Source organism: Thermomicrobiales bacterium, assembly GCA_041390825.1.
Taxonomy (GTDB): domain Bacteria; phylum Chloroflexota; class Chloroflexia; order Thermomicrobiales; family UBA6265; genus JAMLHN01.
On the sequence record JAWKPF010000014.1, the window covers coordinates 107,916 to 125,963 of the forward strand.

At 61.1% G+C, this 18,048-nt stretch carries 18 protein-coding genes; 7 read left to right on the forward strand and 11 right to left on the reverse strand.

All coding sequences use genetic code 11. The annotated features are described in order from the left end of the window. Positions 1-94 precede the first annotated feature (94 nt). Positions 95-1,018 carry an aspartate carbamoyltransferase gene (gene pyrB / locus R2855_09265; protein ID MEZ4531206.1) on the forward strand — a complete coding sequence of 308 codons (924 nt, stop codon included), beginning with the start codon at positions 95-97 and terminating at the stop codon, positions 1,016-1,018. On the opposite strand, the gene R2855_09270 is transcribed toward pyrB, so the two are convergent. The 8 genes from R2855_09270 to R2855_09305 all read right to left on the reverse strand — a co-directional run bounded on the left by R2855_09270 (position 992) and on the right by R2855_09305 (position 7,669). Then, a complete protein-coding gene (locus R2855_09270) occupies positions 992-1,246 on the reverse strand; it encodes a DUF951 domain-containing protein (GenBank protein MEZ4531207.1) in 255 nt (84 codons plus the stop codon). The two genes, pyrB and R2855_09270, sit on opposite strands and share 27 nt — an antisense overlap. Positions 1,247-1,265: 19 nt before the next feature. Then, positions 1,266-1,568, reverse strand: coding sequence for a YbaB/EbfC family nucleoid-associated protein (locus R2855_09275; protein ID MEZ4531208.1), 303 nt, complete (start codon positions 1,566-1,568; stop codon positions 1,266-1,268). Positions 1,569-1,656: 88 nt separating this feature from the next. Further along, on the reverse strand, positions 1,657-3,357 hold the full coding sequence (gene recN, locus R2855_09280; GenBank protein MEZ4531209.1) for a DNA repair protein RecN: 1,701 nt from the start codon (positions 3,355-3,357) through the stop codon (positions 1,657-1,659). 19 nt (positions 3,358-3,376) lie between these two features. After that, positions 3,377-3,688 (reverse strand): hypothetical protein, encoded by a 312-nt coding sequence (locus tag R2855_09285; protein ID MEZ4531210.1) that lies wholly within the window; start codon positions 3,686-3,688, stop codon positions 3,377-3,379. Beyond that, positions 3,685-4,920 carry a regulatory iron-sulfur-containing complex subunit RicT gene (ricT, locus tag R2855_09290; GenBank protein MEZ4531211.1) on the reverse strand — a complete coding sequence of 412 codons (1,236 nt, stop codon included), beginning with the start codon at positions 4,918-4,920 and terminating at the stop codon, positions 3,685-3,687. Before ricT ends, R2855_09285 begins: the two co-directional genes overlap by 4 nt. After that, positions 4,893-5,936, reverse strand: coding sequence for a hypothetical protein (locus R2855_09295; protein MEZ4531212.1), 1,044 nt, complete (start codon positions 5,934-5,936; stop codon positions 4,893-4,895). The genes ricT and R2855_09295 overlap by 28 nt, the downstream gene beginning before the upstream one ends. After that, on the reverse strand, positions 5,936-6,715 hold the full coding sequence (locus tag R2855_09300; GenBank protein ID MEZ4531213.1) for a nuclease-related domain-containing protein: 780 nt from the start codon (positions 6,713-6,715) through the stop codon (positions 5,936-5,938). Before R2855_09300 ends, R2855_09295 begins: the two co-directional genes overlap by 1 nt. A gap of 105 nt (positions 6,716-6,820) precedes the next feature. Continuing rightward, on the reverse strand, positions 6,821-7,669 hold the full coding sequence (locus R2855_09305; protein ID MEZ4531214.1) for a DUF2085 domain-containing protein: 849 nt from the start codon (positions 7,667-7,669) through the stop codon (positions 6,821-6,823). A gap of 83 nt (positions 7,670-7,752) precedes the next feature. Here R2855_09305 and R2855_09310 point away from each other — a divergent pair, with 83 nt between their 5' ends. From R2855_09310 to metK, 6 genes are all read left to right on the forward strand, one after another. Continuing rightward, positions 7,753-8,394, forward strand: a complete 642-nt coding sequence (locus R2855_09310) for a phosphatase PAP2 family protein (protein ID MEZ4531215.1) — start codon at positions 7,753-7,755, stop codon at positions 8,392-8,394. Further along, positions 8,391-9,158 carry a glycerophosphodiester phosphodiesterase gene (locus R2855_09315; GenBank protein MEZ4531216.1) on the forward strand — a complete coding sequence of 256 codons (768 nt, stop codon included), beginning with the start codon at positions 8,391-8,393 and terminating at the stop codon, positions 9,156-9,158. The genes R2855_09310 and R2855_09315 overlap by 4 nt, the downstream gene beginning before the upstream one ends. Before the next feature lie 349 nt (positions 9,159-9,507). Continuing rightward, positions 9,508-12,687, forward strand: coding sequence for an isoleucine--tRNA ligase (ileS, locus tag R2855_09320; GenBank protein MEZ4531217.1), 3,180 nt, complete (start codon positions 9,508-9,510; stop codon positions 12,685-12,687). A 147-nt stretch (positions 12,688-12,834) separates the two neighbouring features. Then, complete coding sequence (locus tag R2855_09325; GenBank protein MEZ4531218.1) at positions 12,835-13,830, forward strand: carbohydrate kinase family protein; 996 nt, start codon at positions 12,835-12,837, stop codon at positions 13,828-13,830. A gap of 17 nt (positions 13,831-13,847) precedes the next feature. Next, complete coding sequence (gene ahcY / locus R2855_09330; GenBank protein MEZ4531219.1) at positions 13,848-15,116, forward strand: adenosylhomocysteinase; 1,269 nt, start codon at positions 13,848-13,850, stop codon at positions 15,114-15,116. A 38-nt stretch (positions 15,117-15,154) separates the two neighbouring features. Next, a complete protein-coding gene (gene metK / locus R2855_09335; protein ID MEZ4531220.1) occupies positions 15,155-16,360 on the forward strand; it encodes a methionine adenosyltransferase in 1,206 nt (401 codons plus the stop codon). Between the two features lie 86 nt (positions 16,361-16,446). Here the strand turns inward: metK and greA are convergent, their stop codons facing one another. The 3 genes from greA to R2855_09350 form a co-directional block, all read right to left on the reverse strand. Further along, on the reverse strand, positions 16,447-16,914 hold the full coding sequence (gene greA / locus R2855_09340; GenBank protein MEZ4531221.1) for a transcription elongation factor GreA: 468 nt from the start codon (positions 16,912-16,914) through the stop codon (positions 16,447-16,449). Between the two features lie 51 nt (positions 16,915-16,965). Next, entirely contained in the window at positions 16,966-17,415 is a 450-nt protein-coding gene (locus tag R2855_09345) for a RidA family protein (GenBank protein ID MEZ4531222.1), read from the reverse strand. Positions 17,416-17,512: 97 nt separating this feature from the next. After that, positions 17,513-18,048, reverse strand: a 536-nt coding sequence (locus tag R2855_09350) for an aminotransferase class I/II-fold pyridoxal phosphate-dependent enzyme (protein ID MEZ4531223.1), incomplete at its 5' end; no start/stop codon positions are given.

The window sequence follows — 18,048 nt, forward strand, 5'->3', positions numbered from 1 at the left end:
CAACCCCCTGGTGTTTGCCGCAAACCGGCCCTTCCGAGCAGCCCCGCTCACTATACTGTTCCGGGAGAATCGAGCGCGACAGAAGGGGAGATCGGTGCCACGTCACATCGTCGAAGTGAGTCAGTTCTCGCGTGGCGACCTCGAGTTCGTTTTCGACCGTGCCGACGAGATGCGTGCCCTGCGCAAGCCCGATCGCCGTCTCGAAGGGCTCATTCTTGCGACGCTTTTCTATGAGCCCTCCACACGCACGCGCCTGAGTTTCGAATCCGCCATGCTGAGGCTGGGCGGAAATGTGATCTCGACCGAGAATGCGCGCGAGTTCTCGTCGGCCATCAAGGGAGAATCGGTCGAAGACACGATTCGCATCGTCGAGGGGTACGCCGACGCCATTGTGATTCGCCACTACGAGCAAGGCGCGGCGGCTCGAGCGGCTGGGGTGGCTTCAGTACCGATCCTGAATGCCGGCGACGGGCCCGGCGAACATCCCACACAGGCCCTGTTGGATCTGTACACCATCCGGCACGAGCTTGGCCGCATCGATGACCTGCGCATCGCGCTCGTGGGCGATTTGCGGTATGGCCGGGCCGTCCGGTCGCTGGCGATGTTGCTCACCCAATCCACGGGGATCGAATTGATCTTCGTTTCGCCGCCCGAGGTGCAGATGGGCGACGATGTACGCCAGGCGCTGAGCAAGGCAGGGATACCGTTCCGGGACGAAAGCGATCTGTCCACCGCTATCGATGGCGTCGATGTCGTCTATCAGACTCGCATCCAGAAGGAACGATTCGCTTCAGACGAAGCGTATGCCCGCAACAAGGGCATTTACATCGTCAATGAATCGACGATGGCAAGACTGCCATCGTCGGCCATCGTGCTCCATCCATTGCCGCGCGTCGACGAAATCGCGCCGTCGTTCGATCGAGATCCCCGTGCCAAGTACTTCGACGAAGCGCACAACGGAGTCTTCGTACGAATGGCGCTGCTGGAATCGCTACTCGTCGGACGCTGGAGCGCCTGACACGCTCGCCGGCGCATTTTCGGGACCGCGGCTGACAAAGCTCTTCATCCGTCGTTCCAGCTCTCTCCGCGTCAGCATCAATCGCCGGCCGCATACCTGGCATTTCACGCCGATCTCGCCACCGATCCGCAGGACCGACCACTCGAACCCGCCGCATGGATGCGGCTTGCGCAGGCGCACGACGTCGCCAACACGAAAGTCGAGCGGACCGTCCTGCTGTACAGGCATCGAGAGTTCCTGGCGTCTGTTACATCAATCCGGGGATCTTCATCCCGCCGGTCAATGCGCCCAGTTTGTCAGCGCTCAGATTGGTCGCCTTGGTCATGGCATCCTGGATGGCAGCGGTAATCAGATCCTCGAGCATTTCGACATCTGACGGGTCGACCGCAGAGGGATCGATCTTGATGCCCTGGAACTCCTTGGCTCCGGTGACTCGCGCAACGACCACTCCACCACCCGCGGATCCTTCGACCACGGTCTCTTCCAACTCCTGCTGAATCTTCGCCATGCGATTCTGCATCTGCTGGATCATCTTCATGTTGACGCCCATGCGGCCAAACATCCTTTCGGTTCAGTTCGAAGCGCGGCGCTTCCCGAGCGCCCGCGACCGATCGAGTATACGGCAGAGAATTACCAGATCAGGCTGAAACGGCCGCCCGGTCCAGCATTTCGCGCGCGCCCTTGCGCGACGTGGCAGAGGGCGGCTCGCCGTCGATCATCGACGCGATCTCATCGACGCGCTCGTCGCCTTCCAGCAGGAGCACATGCGATGTCGTGCGGCCATCGATCGCAGTCTTCTTGATCTTGAAGTGCTGCTGCGCCACAGCCGCAATCTGAGGCAGGTGGGTGATCACGATCACCTGATGGCCAATACCGAGTTGCTGGAGCTTCATTCCGACCATTTGGCCGGAACGACCACCGATTCCGACATCGACTTCATCGAACACAAGCGTTGGCGTGTTGTCCGAATCCGCCAGGACCGATTTCAGCGCCAGCATCATGCGAGCGGTCTCTCCACCCGATGCGGTTCTGGCCAGCGACTTGGGCGCCTCTCCCCGGTTCGGCGCGAACATGAACTCGACGATATCGGCGCCTGTTTCGTCGATCGCCAGGGAGCCGGTTTTCGACCGCACCGCGACATCGAACATCATGCTCCCGAGATTCAGATCGGCCGCGGCAGCGGAGGCGTCGGCCGCCAGGCGCTTTGCTGCTGCCTCTCGCGCCCTGGTCAGCCGAGCAGCGGCAGAACGAAGCGACTCTTCGAGGTGTTCCACCGTCGCTCGCAGAGCAGACTCGTCGTGCTCGGATCCGCCCAATGAATCGAGCTCGCGCGCCGCCTCCGCCTGATAGTCCAGGATGTCTTCGATGGTCGCGCCGTACTTGCGCTTGAGCTGCTTGATGGCCTCGATCCGTTCGAGCACCAGAAGCAACCGGTCGGGATTGGCTTCGATCTGTTCGAGGTAGTCCCGAAGCTCCAGCGCAAGCTCATCGACGAGAATGGCCGCCTCCATCAGTCGCTCGGAAACACCCGCAAGCGAGGGATCGAGCGCCGCAGCCTCCCCAATCGATCGTGTGGCAGTGCGCAAGCCATCCGCGGCGGTCGCTTCTCCGAGTTCGTCGCCCCCGATCGATGCGGCCGCGCTGCCGACGAGTTGACCGAGCCGCTCGGCATTGGCCAGCCGGCTGCGTTCTGTTTCGAGCTCCAGTTCCTCTATGGGCCGCAGTCCAGCGGATTCGATCTCCTGGACCTGATAGCGAAGAAGATCGATGCGTTGCGCCCGATCGCGGGCGCCGGAATCGATCGCGTCGAGCCTGGCACGCGCAGCCCGCCATTCCCGGACAAGCGATGAGACCTCGGATCGAACGGGATCGGTCTGCGCAAAACGGTCGAGGATTGCCAGTTGTGACGCCGGCCGCAGGAGCGAAAGGTGATCGCTTTGCCCGTGAATATCGACGAGCAGCGCTCCGATCTGCCCCAACAGGGCAGCGGTGGCGCTGCGGCCGTTGATGCGCGCGCTACTCCGGCCGCCGGCCTGGATCTCGCGGCTCAGAATGACCTCGCCATCTTCGTATGCGACGCCATGCTCATCGAGCAAGGAGTGAAGGGTTTGTGATGCAGACAGATCGTCGAGAAGAAACCGCGCATCGACATAGGCCGTGCGCGCGCCTGCACGCACCATGTCCGCGGAAACGCGTTCGCCGAGCACTGCGCCGAGGGCGTCGATGATGATCGATTTTCCTGCCCCGGTTTCCCCCGTCAGCGCGTTGACGCCTGCCCCGAACTGAATTCGGAGATCGTCGATGATCGCGAAATCGCGGATTTCCAGTTCGAGCAGCATTGCCGCGCCATCAACCCGGTCAGGAACCGGCCGTCTCGCGTTGCGCCGCAATGATCTCGTCCGGGCCCCACTCGTTCACCGGAATCGCGGCGTAATCCATCTGGTCGAGGAATCCATACCGCTCCAGCACGAGCACGATTTCGCCCGCGTTCTTCGCTTCCCACAACGAGAAGATGCGATCGTCGGACAAGTCGGGCGACCAAGCCTTCAACCATCTCGGACTGGCCCCATCTCTACCGTGCGCTGCCGCCAGACCAGCGAGATCAGTGGGTGGCTTGACGTCTGCCTCATCAGATTCGACTGGCGTGTGGATGACCAAATAGGTGGTCATGCGCTTTGCTCACTCCCCTGCCCGGACTTGTTCGCGTCCTGGCTCTGTCCTCCGCGATTGCGACGCCGGCGTCGGCGCTTTCCGCTACGCGATCCGCCTGTCTTCTCGGGGCCCTCGGTCTTCGACTCCGGTTCATCGACTGCGGCAACGACTTCTTCGACGTCGACGACATCGATCTCGACGGTCTCGTGCACGGCCACCTTGGGGCGCTTTTCGACCCGGATTGGCGCCACCGGAGCCTCACCAAAACCGAGCTCCCGAGCAGGAAACGTCTGCTCCTGGTTGTCGTTGTCGATGAGGACGGTCACGAGTCCCTTGAGCAACTGCAACGAAACCACCGTACCGGTTCCATATGGAGTCTCGGTTTTCTGTCCCAGTTTGGGCATCACGGCCTTCATCTGCCGGTACTGCTCGTTCTCATACGAAAGGCAGCAGAGAAGCCGCCCACAGACGCCAGAGACCTTGCTTGGATTGAGCGAAAGATCCTGCGTCTTTGCCATACCCATGGTGATGTCCGGGAACATCGGCAACCAGGTCGAGCAACAGAGCGTGCGGCCGCATCGTCCCAAACCGCCCAGCAACTTCGCTTCCTCTCGCGCAGAGACCTGGCGCAATTCGATGCGGCATTTGAGCTTCTGGTTCAGGTCGCGAGCCAATTCCCTGAAATCGACCCGATCGGCGGCCGAAAAACTCAAGGTCAGCTGACTGCCATCGAAATTGTATTCGGCGCTGATGGGCTTCATCGGAAGCTTGCGGGCATGAATCTCACTGCTGAAGGTGCGAATCGCGCTTGCCGAGCTCTTGCGCAGCGATTGCATTCGCTCGATGTCCCGCTCGCTCATGCGTCGCTGTATTGGCTTGAGTTCGCCTTTCAGCTGACTGGCCGCCACCTGATGTGGAGCGATCACGACCCGGGCGGCTTCGAGCCCCCGGGAGGTCTCGACCACCACCCAATCGCCAGCCTCGAGCTCGGTCGCTCCTGGATCGAAGAAGTAGACCTGTCCGGAATCGATGAACCGGGTGCCGATCACGCGCCTGGCATGTTCGGGCGCTACGGCCGCCAATCCAGGCTCGTCGTCATGGCAGGAGCAATCTCCAACCTTCTCGCCATTCGCGAGTCGATCCTTGAATCGCTGCTTCGCCAGAGTACGAGCCTCGTCGACGTTCTTTGGAAACGAGATCGGGGATTCCGCCACACCGCCCGTCAACTGCGGGCTGGCATCTTCGGCCATGAGAGCACCATCGATTCGAGCGCGAGCCGCGGCCGGACATTGATCCGGAGGTCGTCCAGACACGTCCATACGGCGCTCAGCGCTCCGAGCAGTTCTGCAATGTCATGCGAGCCGGCAAGTCGAGCAGTCAAGTCCGAATGGGCTCGATAGGTAATTCTATCGGAGTTGCCGCTTCTGACCAGCATCGAATCGCGCCAGAGACCAGCCGAGGCTTCGATGACCGCGATCGTGTCAGCTCGTTGCCTGGCCAGCACGTCACTCATCGCAAACGCGGTGGCGATGCGATCGAAGTCGGTCGATTCGATCCAACTGGCGGCCTGCTCCACGATCGATGCACTCTCTTCGATCAGGACGGGATCCTCGCTTGCTCGAATCGCCCAGCCTGGCGCGCCGTTCGAGAACGTCGCGGCGGCTTCCGCGATGTCCGGTTCGATCTCACGGTCGAGCAGGAACTGTTCGATTTCCTTGATGGGAGTAGCGCCAAACTCGACCAGCTCGCATCGGCTGCGGATAGTGGGCAAGATGGCCTCCAGGTCGTCCGTCACGAGCACCAGCACCATGAACGCAGGCGGTTCTTCCACAGTCTTGAGGAGCGCCTCCTGGGCGTCCGGCAAGAGCAGTTCCGCGTCCTCGACGATCACGAATCGCCAATCGCCATTGAGCGGCCGGAGAGGCGCCTGCGCGGCGATTGCACGGGCTGTCTCGATGGTGAGCGACGAAGACTTGCTCGCGCGATCGCTGCCAGCGGCAGTCTGCTGATCGAGCGAAAAGATCGAGATGTCCGGATGCACATCGCGCATGACTCGGCGGCAGCTTGCGCATGCGAAGCACGGATCACCGGCAGTCGGTTGCTCGCAGAGAAGGGTCTGGGCAAATCGCCTGGCGAGCGTTCCCTTGCCGAGCGACGGCACGCCAGAGAAGAGAAACGCGTGTCTGGGGGAACGTCGCGCCGCAGCGCTCCGCAGCCTGTCCACGGCCTGGCGATTGCCACAGAATCGCCAACCGGTCGGAGTCACTACGCCGCCCGTTTCTTGACCTTGACGGGACGCCGAGTCGTCGTCTTGATCGGCTCCTCGACCTGCTCGCCCTTGGACAGCAACGAGACGATGGCGTTTCGCTCTTCGGTCGACAGCTCGATCTCGGGCTCGAGGTCACGCACATAGGCGTCCAGCTCCTCGACCGGGATGACCGGGTCGCTCGAACCGTCGACTTCGATCTCCGCCGTGCTTGCTGTGAACACGATGACTGCTTCGATGTCGGCTTCCAGGTCCGCGGAACGCAAAGCGGCCTCGACCCTATCGAGCGACTGCTCGGTTTCCTTGGTCGGGTTTCCAACCTGTGGACCGCTGAACGCGAACATTCTGCTCAGGACGGAACCGTTCTTGCGCCACACATCGTTCTGGACCTTCACCTGCCCTGGGAAGTCCTTGGTGGTGATGACGAGCACTCCACCGGGATGCACCAGGGTGTGGTCGACCACCTTGTCCAGCGGTTCTCCGTAGTGGATCAAGGTGTATTTGTCCGAAAGCGACTTGAGGTGGCTGTCGAGCGAGAGATCCTCACGCACATGACGCGCGTTGTTCCCCCATCTTCCGATCTGCTGCATCCCGCGGTTGAACAGGATGAAACCGATCACGAGAAAGACATAGGTCAAGAAGATGAAGTTGTTGTTCCGGCTGCTCATGAAGAACGCAACTGGAAACGTCGCGATCAGGAGGGCAAAACCACCAACCGCCATCAGCTTGGCGCGGCGTTTCGACGCGTCGATATAACCGGTGTTTCGATAGATTCGCATGGGTGAGGGTGGTCTCGTCTGGTGGTGGAAAACGCGCGTTGGCACGATCACAGACGTCCGCGACCGGCTGACGGTCGCGATTCTACCATGCGGAAAATGCTTCGCTTACGATGGCGTGGGCAATCCCAACGTCGACTCGATCCAGAAGCGTCCCCCGGCGAGACCCAAGAGGATCACCAGCGCGATCGCGAACCCCGCCGTCGCAAGCGGCGCCAGCTGATCCCATCGTTCGTACGTATTGTCCCGATTGCGCAGCATCACGATCGCGCAAGCAGCCAGGGCGCCAAATGCGACGAGCGCGGAAGCAATGAGCGCTACGCTGATCGAGTAGAAGACTGCACCTGCATCCGTTTGCAGCAACAACCATACAGGCAGGCACGGAACCGCGAGCGCCAAGGGCCACCACCAGCTCGGGAGCACCCGCATTTGCGTTCTCGGTCTTCTCCAGAACGTCATCCCGGTAACCATGATCAAGATGCTGCCCAGTCCTATCCCCGTCAGCCATCCGGTCAGGAGCCGGAGATCATTGGTTGGGACATAGAGGCGCGGCTTGCCGAGATCGGTCATCAACGAGTTGATGCCATCCAGTGCCATGGCTCCCAGAAAGGCGATGAGCAGGACGCCAGCCCCGATCGACGGCAACCCCGCCGCCCGATGACGTCCGGCGCCAATCAGCAGCAACATCGTGCAAAACATCCCGCCGAAGATGCCGACGCACCTGGTGTCCAGCGGCAGCAACATGCCATCGAACGCCAACGTGTGACTCTCGGTTTGTCCGCAGACGCCGTGCAAAAGCGCATGCGCCTTTTCCTCGAACGACCATGGCGCCAGGACGAACGCGAGCGCAAACGTCAGCAACACCAGGACGAACAAACCCGGACCCAAACTGGTCCGAAAACCAGCGCCGGAACCAGCGGAATCGTCTTGTTCGGAGGGAGCAGGTATGTACGCCATGCGGCAACTCTACTTCCGTCGAGCGCGCCATGGCTAGAATTCGTTCGGATCGAAACCCGTCGTCGGTACTCTCGAGAGGCGCCATGGCTCGTCGTTTGTTCAAGGTCGGATATGTCGCAGTCGCGGTGACTGTGTCGGGACTCGTCGCCCTTGGGGTCAGGACCGGAGCGACCCAGGAGGTCGACGAGCGCATCACCCAGCGTATTCAGCGAATTTCGCTCCCCGGGTTCGATCAGCTCATGCACGCGGTTTCGTGGGCGGGCTTTCCGCCCCAGAGCAAGATCCTGCCCGCGCTGATTCCATCGGCCATGCTCGCGGCTGGACGCCCACAAGAGTCCTTCTTTCAACTCATGGGATGGGGCACCGGAGCGATTTCGGGCGGAATCAAGCGAACCATGAAGCGCCCACGCCCGAACCATCCGGAGATCGTCGTCGCCAAGGCCCGCCTGGGGGGAAGCAGCTTCCCAAGCGGTCACGTCATCATCTACACCGGCGTCTATGGCTTCCTGGCCTATCTCGCTCACGTCCACATTCAGATTGGCATCCTGCGCAATGCGATCGTCGGCCTGCTCGCCGGGATGGTGGCATTGGTCGGAGCAAGCCGGGTCTACCTTGGGCATCACTTCACGAGCGACGTGACGGTTTCCTATCTCCTGGGAACGAGCTACCTGATCGGCCTCACCTCGCTGTACCAACGCGTCCGCAAGCGCGCCGAAGGCAAATGAAGCGTACGAAACCCTGTGAGGTCATCGGCCATTCGGGCGCTGACGGCTTTCATCCGGCCAACACGGAGCTTTCCTTCCGCAAAGCGTTGGAACTTGGGGTCGACCGTATCGAGTGCGACCTCACGGCAGATACGCGTCGCAGGCTCTTTCTGGTGCACGATCAAGTGCTCGTGATCGATGAGAAACGGCACAAGGTCCGTTCGCTGTCGCTCGAGCAGATTCGGCAGAGCGATCCGCTGGTGCTCGAGCTCGAACAGCTTTTCTCCATCACGCAGGGCGTCACGCCGTTGCTGCTCGACCTGAAACCGCGTGGTCTCGAAGACGATGTCGTCGTCGCCATTAGGGCAATGCGCGCCAGTGGCGACGATGTGTCGATCTCGAGCACCCACGCCCGCTCGCTGCGCAAGATTGCAAGAAAGGTGCCGGAGATGCGGATCGGCCTCAGCCGAGGTCAATGGGCGACGCAAGTCCCCACCGGGCGCCGACGAACGATCTTCGGCTGGATCGAGGGCGTGCTCCAGATTCTCCCTCTGATCGTGCTGGGCAAACATTGTCGTGCCACAGAGTTGATGCTGAATCACCACATCTGCGTGCCGCCACTCATTCGGGCGATGCATTGGGCCGGGTTCAAGATCTATGCCTGGACGCCAAACAGGTCGCGAGAGTTCGAACGCCTGCTCGGCCGGGGGGTCGATGGCATCATCACGCACCGCCCGGATCGACTGATCGACACGATGGAGCGACTCGGCGTTCCGAGACTTTGATTCTGTCAATCGCTCGTGGTAGGCTGACCGGTCGAGAATGGAAGAGGCACTGACGGGAACACGCCCGTGACGCCGATCGCTCGAGCGAGCCCGGGATGGTGAAAGCCGAGCAACGCGATCGCGCACATGGTATCGCCCCTGAGCCGCGATTCGCAGGCCATCCCTGCGATTTCGACCGACCGCCGCCCGTTATAGCGGCAGACCAAGTGGGCGACGCGCACCGTCGCCAATCGAGGTGGTACCGCGGTTTCGGCCGTCCTTGCCAGAGGGACGGCTTTTTTTGTTTTCGCGCTTACGCAGGATGCGGACGATTGCTCTTGCGAGGGAACCGAGCGAGGAATCGAACTACATGACATCGTTTCGAGAAGTACCAGCCAAGCCCGACTTCCCGGCCATGGAGCGTGCGATCCTCGCATGGTGGACCCAGGAAGGCATCATGCAGGCGTACCTCGACCGCAACAAGGGCGCCGAGGAGCGCTTCTCCTTCATCGACGGTCCGATCACCGCGAACAATCCGATGGGCGTTCATCACGGTTGGGGCCGAGCCTACAAGGATCTTTTTCAGCGTTTCCAGACGATGCTCGGGAAAGAGCAACGGTACCAGAACGGGTTCGACTGCCAGGGGCTTTGGGTCGAGGTCGAAGTCGAGAAAGAGCTCGGACTCAAGTCAAAGCGCGACATCGAGACCTACGGTATCGCCGAGTTCGTGAATCGGTGCAAGGAGCGCGTTTGGACATTCTCTGAGCGCATTACCGATCAATCGATTCGCCTCGGTTACTGGATGGACTGGGACAACTCCTACTACACCATGTCCGACGAGAACAACTACACGATCTGGCATTTCCTCAAGCAGTGCCACGATCGGGGCTGGATCTACAAGGGACATGACTCGATGCCCTGGTGCCCGCGTTGCGGCACCGGCATTTCCGAGCACGAGATCGTGACCGAGGGCTATCAGGACCGCACCCATCTTTCGCTCTTCGTTGGGTTCCCGATCGTCGAGCGTCCGGGCGAAGAGCTCATGGTCTGGACCACCACGCCATGGACGCTGGCAGCCAATGTCGCCGCCGCCGTCAATCCGGAGCTCACCTACGTGCGGCTGAAGCAAGGCGATCGCGTTTTCTACGTCGGCAAGGACGCGGTCGCGAACGCGATCAAGGGAGATCACGAGATTCTGGCCGAGTTGAAAGGCGAGGATCTGATCGGATTGACGTTCCGCGCGCCGTTCGACGACTTGCCAGCCAATGCCGGTGTCCGTCATGTTGTCATTCCATGGGATGACGTCAGCGCGGTCGAAGGTACCGGGATCGTGCATATCGCCCCAGGGGCCGGAAAAGAGGACTTCCAGCTCTCGAAGGTCCACGATCTCGATGTGATCGCACCTCTCAATGAGTCCGGCATTTACCTGGACGGCTTCGATTGGCTGACCGGCGAGTATGTGCACGATGTTGCGACCCCGATCATGCGCGATCTCGATCAGCGCGGGTTCCTCTATCGCAGTCAGCAGTACACGCACCGCTACCCCGTTTGCTGGCGCTGTGGCACCGACCTCGCCTTCCGGCTTGTCGACGAGTGGTTCATCTCGATGGATGAGTTGCGCGAGCCGATGATGTGCGTCACCAGGGAGATCAACTGGGTGCCCGGGTTTGGCCGGGAGCGTGAGCTCGATTGGCTGGCCCATATGGACGACTGGATGATCTCCAAGAAGCGATATTGGGGGCTGGCGCTGCCCATCTATGAGTGCGAATCGTGCGGGTCGTTCGAGGTCATTGGCTCTGAGGACGAGCTCAAGTTTCGCGCGATCGAAGGATGGGATGAGTTCGAGGGCCACTCGCCTCACCGGCCGTGGGTGGATGGAGTCAAGATCGCGTGCCAGACCTGCGGCGCGACTGTCTCACGCATCAAGGATGTCGGCAATCCGTGGCTCGACGCCGGTATCGTTGCGTTCTCGACGCTGAGCTATCGGTCGAACAGGGCCTACTGGGAAAAGTGGTACCCGGCAGACCTGATTTCTGAGAGCTTCCCAGGACAGTTCCGCAACTGGTTCTACTCGGTGATCGCCCAGAGCACTGCGCTGACCGATCGTCCGGCATTTCGCAATGTTTTCTCCTATGCCCTCATGCGCGACGAAAAGGGCGAGGAGATGCACAAGAGCAAGGGAAACGCCATTTGGTTCGATGATGCCGCGGAGATTTCTGGCGTCGACGTGATGCGCTGGTTGTTCACCTCGGTGAACCCGAGCCACAACCTGAACTTCGGATACAAGACGCTCGACGAGATCCGGCGGCAATTCATCCTTCCGCTTTGGAACTCCTACTCATTCTTCGTGACGTACGCGCGTCTCGATGGGTTCGATCCGACCGACCCTGAAAGCAATGTTCCATTGGCGGAACGCGCGCTGCTCGACCGCTGGATCATTTCACGTCAGAACCAACTGATCGAGACAGTCCGCGAGAATCTGCTGACGTACCGGCCGGAGGTAGCGGCGCAGGCGCTGGAGAAGTTCGTCGTCGAAGAGCTTTCGAACTGGTACATCCGGAGAAACCGACGCCGATTCTGGAAATCGGAAGCAGACCGCGACAAGGCAGCCGCCTATCGAACGTTGTATGACGTGCTCGTCACGACGACCAAGCTGCTGGCCCCGTTCATCCCGTTCCTGACAGATGAGTTCTACCGGAACCTGGTGGCGGCGGTGGACACATCGGCGCCGGCTTCCGTCCATCTGACCGACTTTCCAATCGCGGACCAGTCTCAGATCGATGAGCAACTCTCGCGCGACATGGCGGCAGCAATGGATATCGTCGCGCTCGGCAGGTCTGCGCGTTCCGAGTCGAACCTCAAGGTGCGGCAACCGCTCGCAGGTATTCTGGTCTACACACGCGAGCCTGAAGCCTATCGGGCAGCCGAGTCGCTGAAGGAGCTCATTCTGGATGAGCTCAACATCAAGTCGATCGCCCCGCTGAGCGAGCTTGGCGATGTCGTTTCGTACGGAATCAGGCCGAACCTGAGTCTGCTTGGACCTCGGCTTGGGAAACGGCTCGGCGAAGTGCGTGGGCTACTCTCCGCACTCGACCCTGCGGAAGTCGCGCGCACTGTCAATTCCGGCGAGCCGGTCCGACTGACGCTGGAAGACGGTGCGATTGTCGAACTCTCCCCCGAAGAGATCCTGGTCGATCTCGTCAAACGGCCTGGTTTTGCGGCCGCGCAAGGGCAGATCGGCACCGTCGTGCTCGACACAGAGATCACTGAAGCGTTGCTGCACGAAGGTATCGCCCGCGACTTCGTGCGCGGGGTGCAGGACGCGCGCAAGTCGGCTGGTTACCAGATCGACGACCGTATCGAAATCACATACATGGCGCCGACCGAAACCAGCGCCGCAATCGATGCCTTCTCGGCACTCATTCGCAATGAGACGCTTGCGGAGAAACTTGCGGCCGGGGAAAACGTGAACGGTTCGGATGCGTTCGCGGCTCAGATCGAGGCGGGCGGCGAAACAGTCGAAGTCCATCTTCGAAAGGCTACCCGGTGAGCTGTATTCGAAGTTGTCGATCTGAAACGGGGCGACTCGTCCATGCACACGAGGCGAGGCGTGCTATTCTCGGTTCGACCGCCATCGCCCACGTGTCGGAGGCGGTTATTGTGTGCCTGTCGGGCGCGGTGGAGCGAGGAGTGAATCTTGCCGGCTGATCGCAATGCAGTTGTGAGCGCTTCGATTGCCTACGACTACATCATGGGGTTCGGCGGTTCTTTTGCCGACCACATCATTCCCGAAAAAGCGCATGTCATTTCGGTCAGTTTTCTGGTCGATTCACTCCGGAAGCAACGGGGCGGGGTCGCGGGCAACATCTGCTACACGCTGGCCCTCCTTGGCGAATCCAGTCACCTGGTCGGCGCCGTCGGGCACGACTTTGCCCCCTATCGAAATGCGTTCGAGGAACTCGGAATCGGGCTGGACAACGTCATCCAGGACGATGGCACCTTGACCGCGTCGGCCTTTATGATGGCCGACCTCAAGAGCAACCAGATCGCGTCGTTTTACCCGGGGCCGGGAAGCCAGGCAAGCATGATCGACTTGACCGAGCTCGGCAACGAATGCCGTTTCGGGCTGGTCGGACCAACCGACCCTGAAGTCATGCGCCTGCACGTTCGCCAACTGGGCGCAAGCTCGTGCAAGCTGATCTTCGATCCGGCCTTCCAGATCATCATCTTTTCCGCGGAGGACCTTCGCGAGGGTATCGATGCTGCCTGGTGCGTGGTCGGCAACGACTACGAGTTCGCCATGATCGAGCGCAAGACCGGTTTGACCGTCGCGGATATTGCCGCGCAGAAGGAACTCGTCGTCGTCACGTACGGGGAGAAGGGTTCCGACTTCATCGTGAATGGCGAGACGACTTGCGTGCCACCGGCGCCAGCGCGGCAGGTGGTCGACCCCACCGGCGCCGGCGACGCCTTCCGGGGCGGGATGTTGCGAGGACTGTTGCTCGATCTGCCTCCTGCCATCACCGGCCGTATCGCCAATCTTGCTGCGGTGTACGCGGTCGAACAGACAGGCACTCAGGAACACAGCTACACCATCGACGAGTTCGTCGATCGATTCGACACGTCATTCCCGGACTACGCGGGATCGATTTCCGCCGCGCTTTTGCAAGGCGCGGCGACGACAGCTTTGTAAGGGAGATAGGGAGAAGGATGTCAACCAAGGCGATGGATTTCGATATCAAAGATCCGTCGCTGGCCCCAGATGGCCGGCGCAGGATCGATTGGGCTGCACGCGAGATGCCGGTGCTTCGGCAGATCACCGAGCAGTTTGCGCGGGAGAAGCCGTTCGAAGGGTTGCGGCTGCTCTGTTGCGCGCACATCACCACCGAGACTGCCAACCTCGCCCTCGCGTTCCAGGCAGGCGGCGCGGACGCGGTGCTCTGCGCCAGCAACCCGCTCTCCACGCAAGACGATGTCGCCGCGGCGTTGGTGGATGCGGGTATTCCGGTCTTCGCGATCAAGGGTGAAGACGCCGAGACCTACAACCGGCACATTCAGTCAGCGCTCGATCACAAGCCGAATCTGGTGATCGACGACGGCGCGGACGTGGTGACATCGTTGCACACGAACCGCAAGGAACTCCTGCCGGACGTCATCGGCGGCACGGAAGAGACGACCACCGGAATCATCCGCGATCAGGCGATGGAGAAGGATGGCGTCCTCGCGTTTCCGATCATGGCGGTCAACGACGCCGACACTAAGCACTTCTTCGACAACCGCTACGGCACCGGCCAGAGCACGGTGGACGGAATCTTGCGCGCCACCAACATCCTGCTCTCCGGCAAGACCGCCGTGGTAGCCGGCTACGGTTGGTGTGGCAAGGGCATCGCCATGCGGATGCGTGGCATGGGAGCCCGCGTGATCGTCACCGAAATCGACCCGGTGCGCGCGCTCGAGGCGGCAATGGACGGTTTCGAAGTCACCACCATGGCGCGCGCCGCGGCACGCGGCGATCTTTTCGTGACGGCAACCGGCAACATCAACGTCATCGACCGCGACGATTTCGCCCAGATGAAAGACGGCGCGATCATGGCCAATTCCGGCCACTTCAATGCCGAGGTCAATATCGCCGCGCTCGACGAAATGGCTGGGGAGGGGGTTCGCACCCTGCGCCCGTTCGTCCAGGAATACGCGATCGCGCCCGACCAGAAGTTGATCGTCCTCGGAGAGGGACGGCTCATTAACCTGGCCGCCGCCGAGGGACACCCGGCCAGTGTCATGGACATGAGCTTCGCCAATCAGGCGCTCGCGGCCGCCTATCTGGTGCGTGAGGGCAAGAATCTCGAGAACCGTGTCTATCGCATTCCGCTCGAGATCGATCACGAGATCGCCCGGCTAAAGCTCGCCGCGATGGAAATCGAAATCGACACGCTCACCGAGGAGCAGAACACCTATTTGAACTCCTGGGAGCTGCACTAGACCGTCTGCGAACGAAAAACGGTGAGGGAACAACACGCATGATGAGCCGTTCGAATGGCACGGAATCGGCCTTTTTTACATCGGAGTCGGTGACCGAGGGACATCCGGACAAGGTCTGCGACCAAATCTCAGACGCCGTCCTCGACGCCGTGCTGGCTGACGATCCGTTCGGACGCGTCGCCTGTGAGTCGGCCGCGACGACCGGATTGATCATGGTCTTTGGCGAGATCACGACCAGCACCTACGTGGAGATTCCCGAGCTCGTGCGTCAGGTCATCCGGGACATTGGCTATACCGACTCGTCGCATGGCTTCGATGCAGAAACATGCGGTGTCCTCGTCTCCCTGAAAGCGCAAAGCCCGGAGATTGCCGGCGGAGTCGGCGCGGCGCTGGAAGTGCGCGAGAAAGCCAACGCGCAAGACAAGTACGACCAGATCGGCGCCGGCGACCAGGGCATGATGATTGGGTACGCCTGCAACGAGACGCCTGAGCTCATGCCGATGCCGATCGCGCTCTCTCACCGCATCGCACGGGAACTCTCGGTCGCACGCAAGACCGACAGCCTCCCATGGTTGCTGCCGGACGGCAAGAGCCAGGTCACGGTCGAGTACGAGAACGGCAAACCGGTTCGCGTGGATGCCATCGTCGTCTCCACCCAGCACCACCCGACCGTCCACAACGACGAGATCAGGGAAGGTGTGCTCGACATGGTCATCGGCAAGGCAGTGCCCGGTGAAATGCTCGACAAGACCACCAAGTATTTCGTCAATCCGAGCGGCCGCTTCACCCTTGGTGGACCGATTGCCGATGCAGGGCTGACCGGGCGCAAGATCATCGTCGACACCTACGGCGGCATGGCGCGGCACGGTGGTGGCGCGTTCTCAGGCAAGGACGCGACCAAGGTCGACCGTTCGGGCGCCTATGCGGCCCGATATGTCGCCAAGAACTTCGTGGCGGCAGGTCTGGCCGAGCGGTTCGAACTGCAGATTTCATACGCAATCGGGATGGCGCAGCCGGTTTCGATCATGGTCGAAACGCACGGCACCGGCGTGGTTTCGGACGAGAAGTTGACCCAGCTCGTGCGGGAGCACTTCGACCTGCGTCCGGCCGCGATCATCGACACGCTCGACTTGCGCCGGCCGATCTTTCGACAGACAGCCGCCTACGGTCACTTCGGCCGCCCCGACCTCGATCTTCCCTGGGAGAAGACCGACAAGGCCGAGGCGCTCAAGGCTGCCGTGTAGGCTCGAGCGCCAAGCAATTTACTGTCGCAAGCAAGAGAAGCGGAGCGCAAGCCAGCGCTCCGCTTCTCGCATTGTGTTGGAGGAGATCACTCCACTCGCAGAATGGTCACCATCTGCGAGCCTGCAGGTGTCGGCACCTCTGCTTTTTCGCCTGGACGCTTGCCCAACAATGCTGCGCCGATCGGCGACTGATTCGAAATCTTGCCTTCCGTCGGCTTGGCTTCGATCGCGCCAACGATCGTGTAGCGCTCCTCTTCACCATCCCAGTCGATCGTGACGGTCGAACCGACCCCAACGGCGCCGTTACTGGCCGGAAGATCGTCGACGATTACCGCGTTGCGAAAGAGCGTGTCGAGATCGGCGATTCGGCGCTCGTTCATCATCTGATCGTGGCGGGCCGCATCGTACGCCGAGTTTTCGCGCAGATCGCCATGAGAGCGTGCCTCAGCAACGATTGCTGCGATTTCGGGACGGCGAACCTCGCGCAAATACTCGAGCTCCTCCCGGAGTCGCTCGTAACCCTCCCGCGTCACGGGAACTGGCTCGGACATCATGGTGACAACTCCTGTTTCAACAGTGTCCGCGTGCAGACGACACTGCCACGGTCAGGCAATTTCGAATGTGCACTCGATCTCGACCGGAATGCCGGTCGGAAGAGAAACGAATCCAACCGCGGAGCGAGAACCATACCCCGATTCGCCAAAGACTTCGACAAACAGATCGGAGCAACCGTTGATGACTTTCGGATGGTCTTCGAAATCGGGCGTGGCGTTCACCATGCCGAGCAACTTGACGAGCCGCTTGATTCGGTCGAGATCGCCAAGCGCGTCCTGGGCAGTTGCGAGGATGCTCAGACCGGTCGAGCGCGCGGCGGCATAACCATCTTCGACCGACATATCCGCGCCTAGCTTGCCCTTGGCAATTTCAGGTCCAGGACCAGTTCCCGAGATGAAGAGCAGGTTTCCGGTTTGCACATAGCGCACATACGTCGCAACTGGCCGCACTGGTTCCGGCAGCACGATCCCGAGATCTCTCAACCGTTCATCGACACTCATGACTTCACTTCCCTTTCATCGACTGAGAAGGGACGACCGGGCATCAACCCGGCCGTTCCCGCTTATGCGTAGCGTGTTTTCTCGGGCAGGAAGAATTCTATCTCCAGCCGAGCGCATCCCCAATTCGCTGAATCGACTCTTCCAGCAGATCGTCTGCCGTCGCGAACGACACTCTGAAGTGACCTTCGCCCGCTTGGCCGAATGCGATACCCGGGGTTACCGCAACTCGCGCCTCCTGCAGCAGCTTGGCGCCGAGATCGATCGAAGACATTCCGGTCTCTCGAGCGTCCGGGAAGGCATAGAACGCACCCTCTGGCAACGGGCACTTGATGCCCTTGACCTTGCTGAGTCCGTTGGTCACGAGGTGCCGGCGGCGGTCCCACGCCTCGACCATCTCGCCAATCGACTCCTGCGGACCTGACAACGCCTCGACCGCGGCCGCTTGCACGAACGACGTTGCCTGGGAAACGGAATGGCTCTGGACCTTCCCCATTTCGTCGATGAATGGCTTCGGTCCGGCGACGTAGCCAAGCCGCCATCCGGTCATTGCATACGCCTTGGAAAGCCCGTTGAATGTGAGCGTGCGGTCCCACATTCCGGGGAAATTGGCGATGCTGTAGTGCTTTCGCCCGC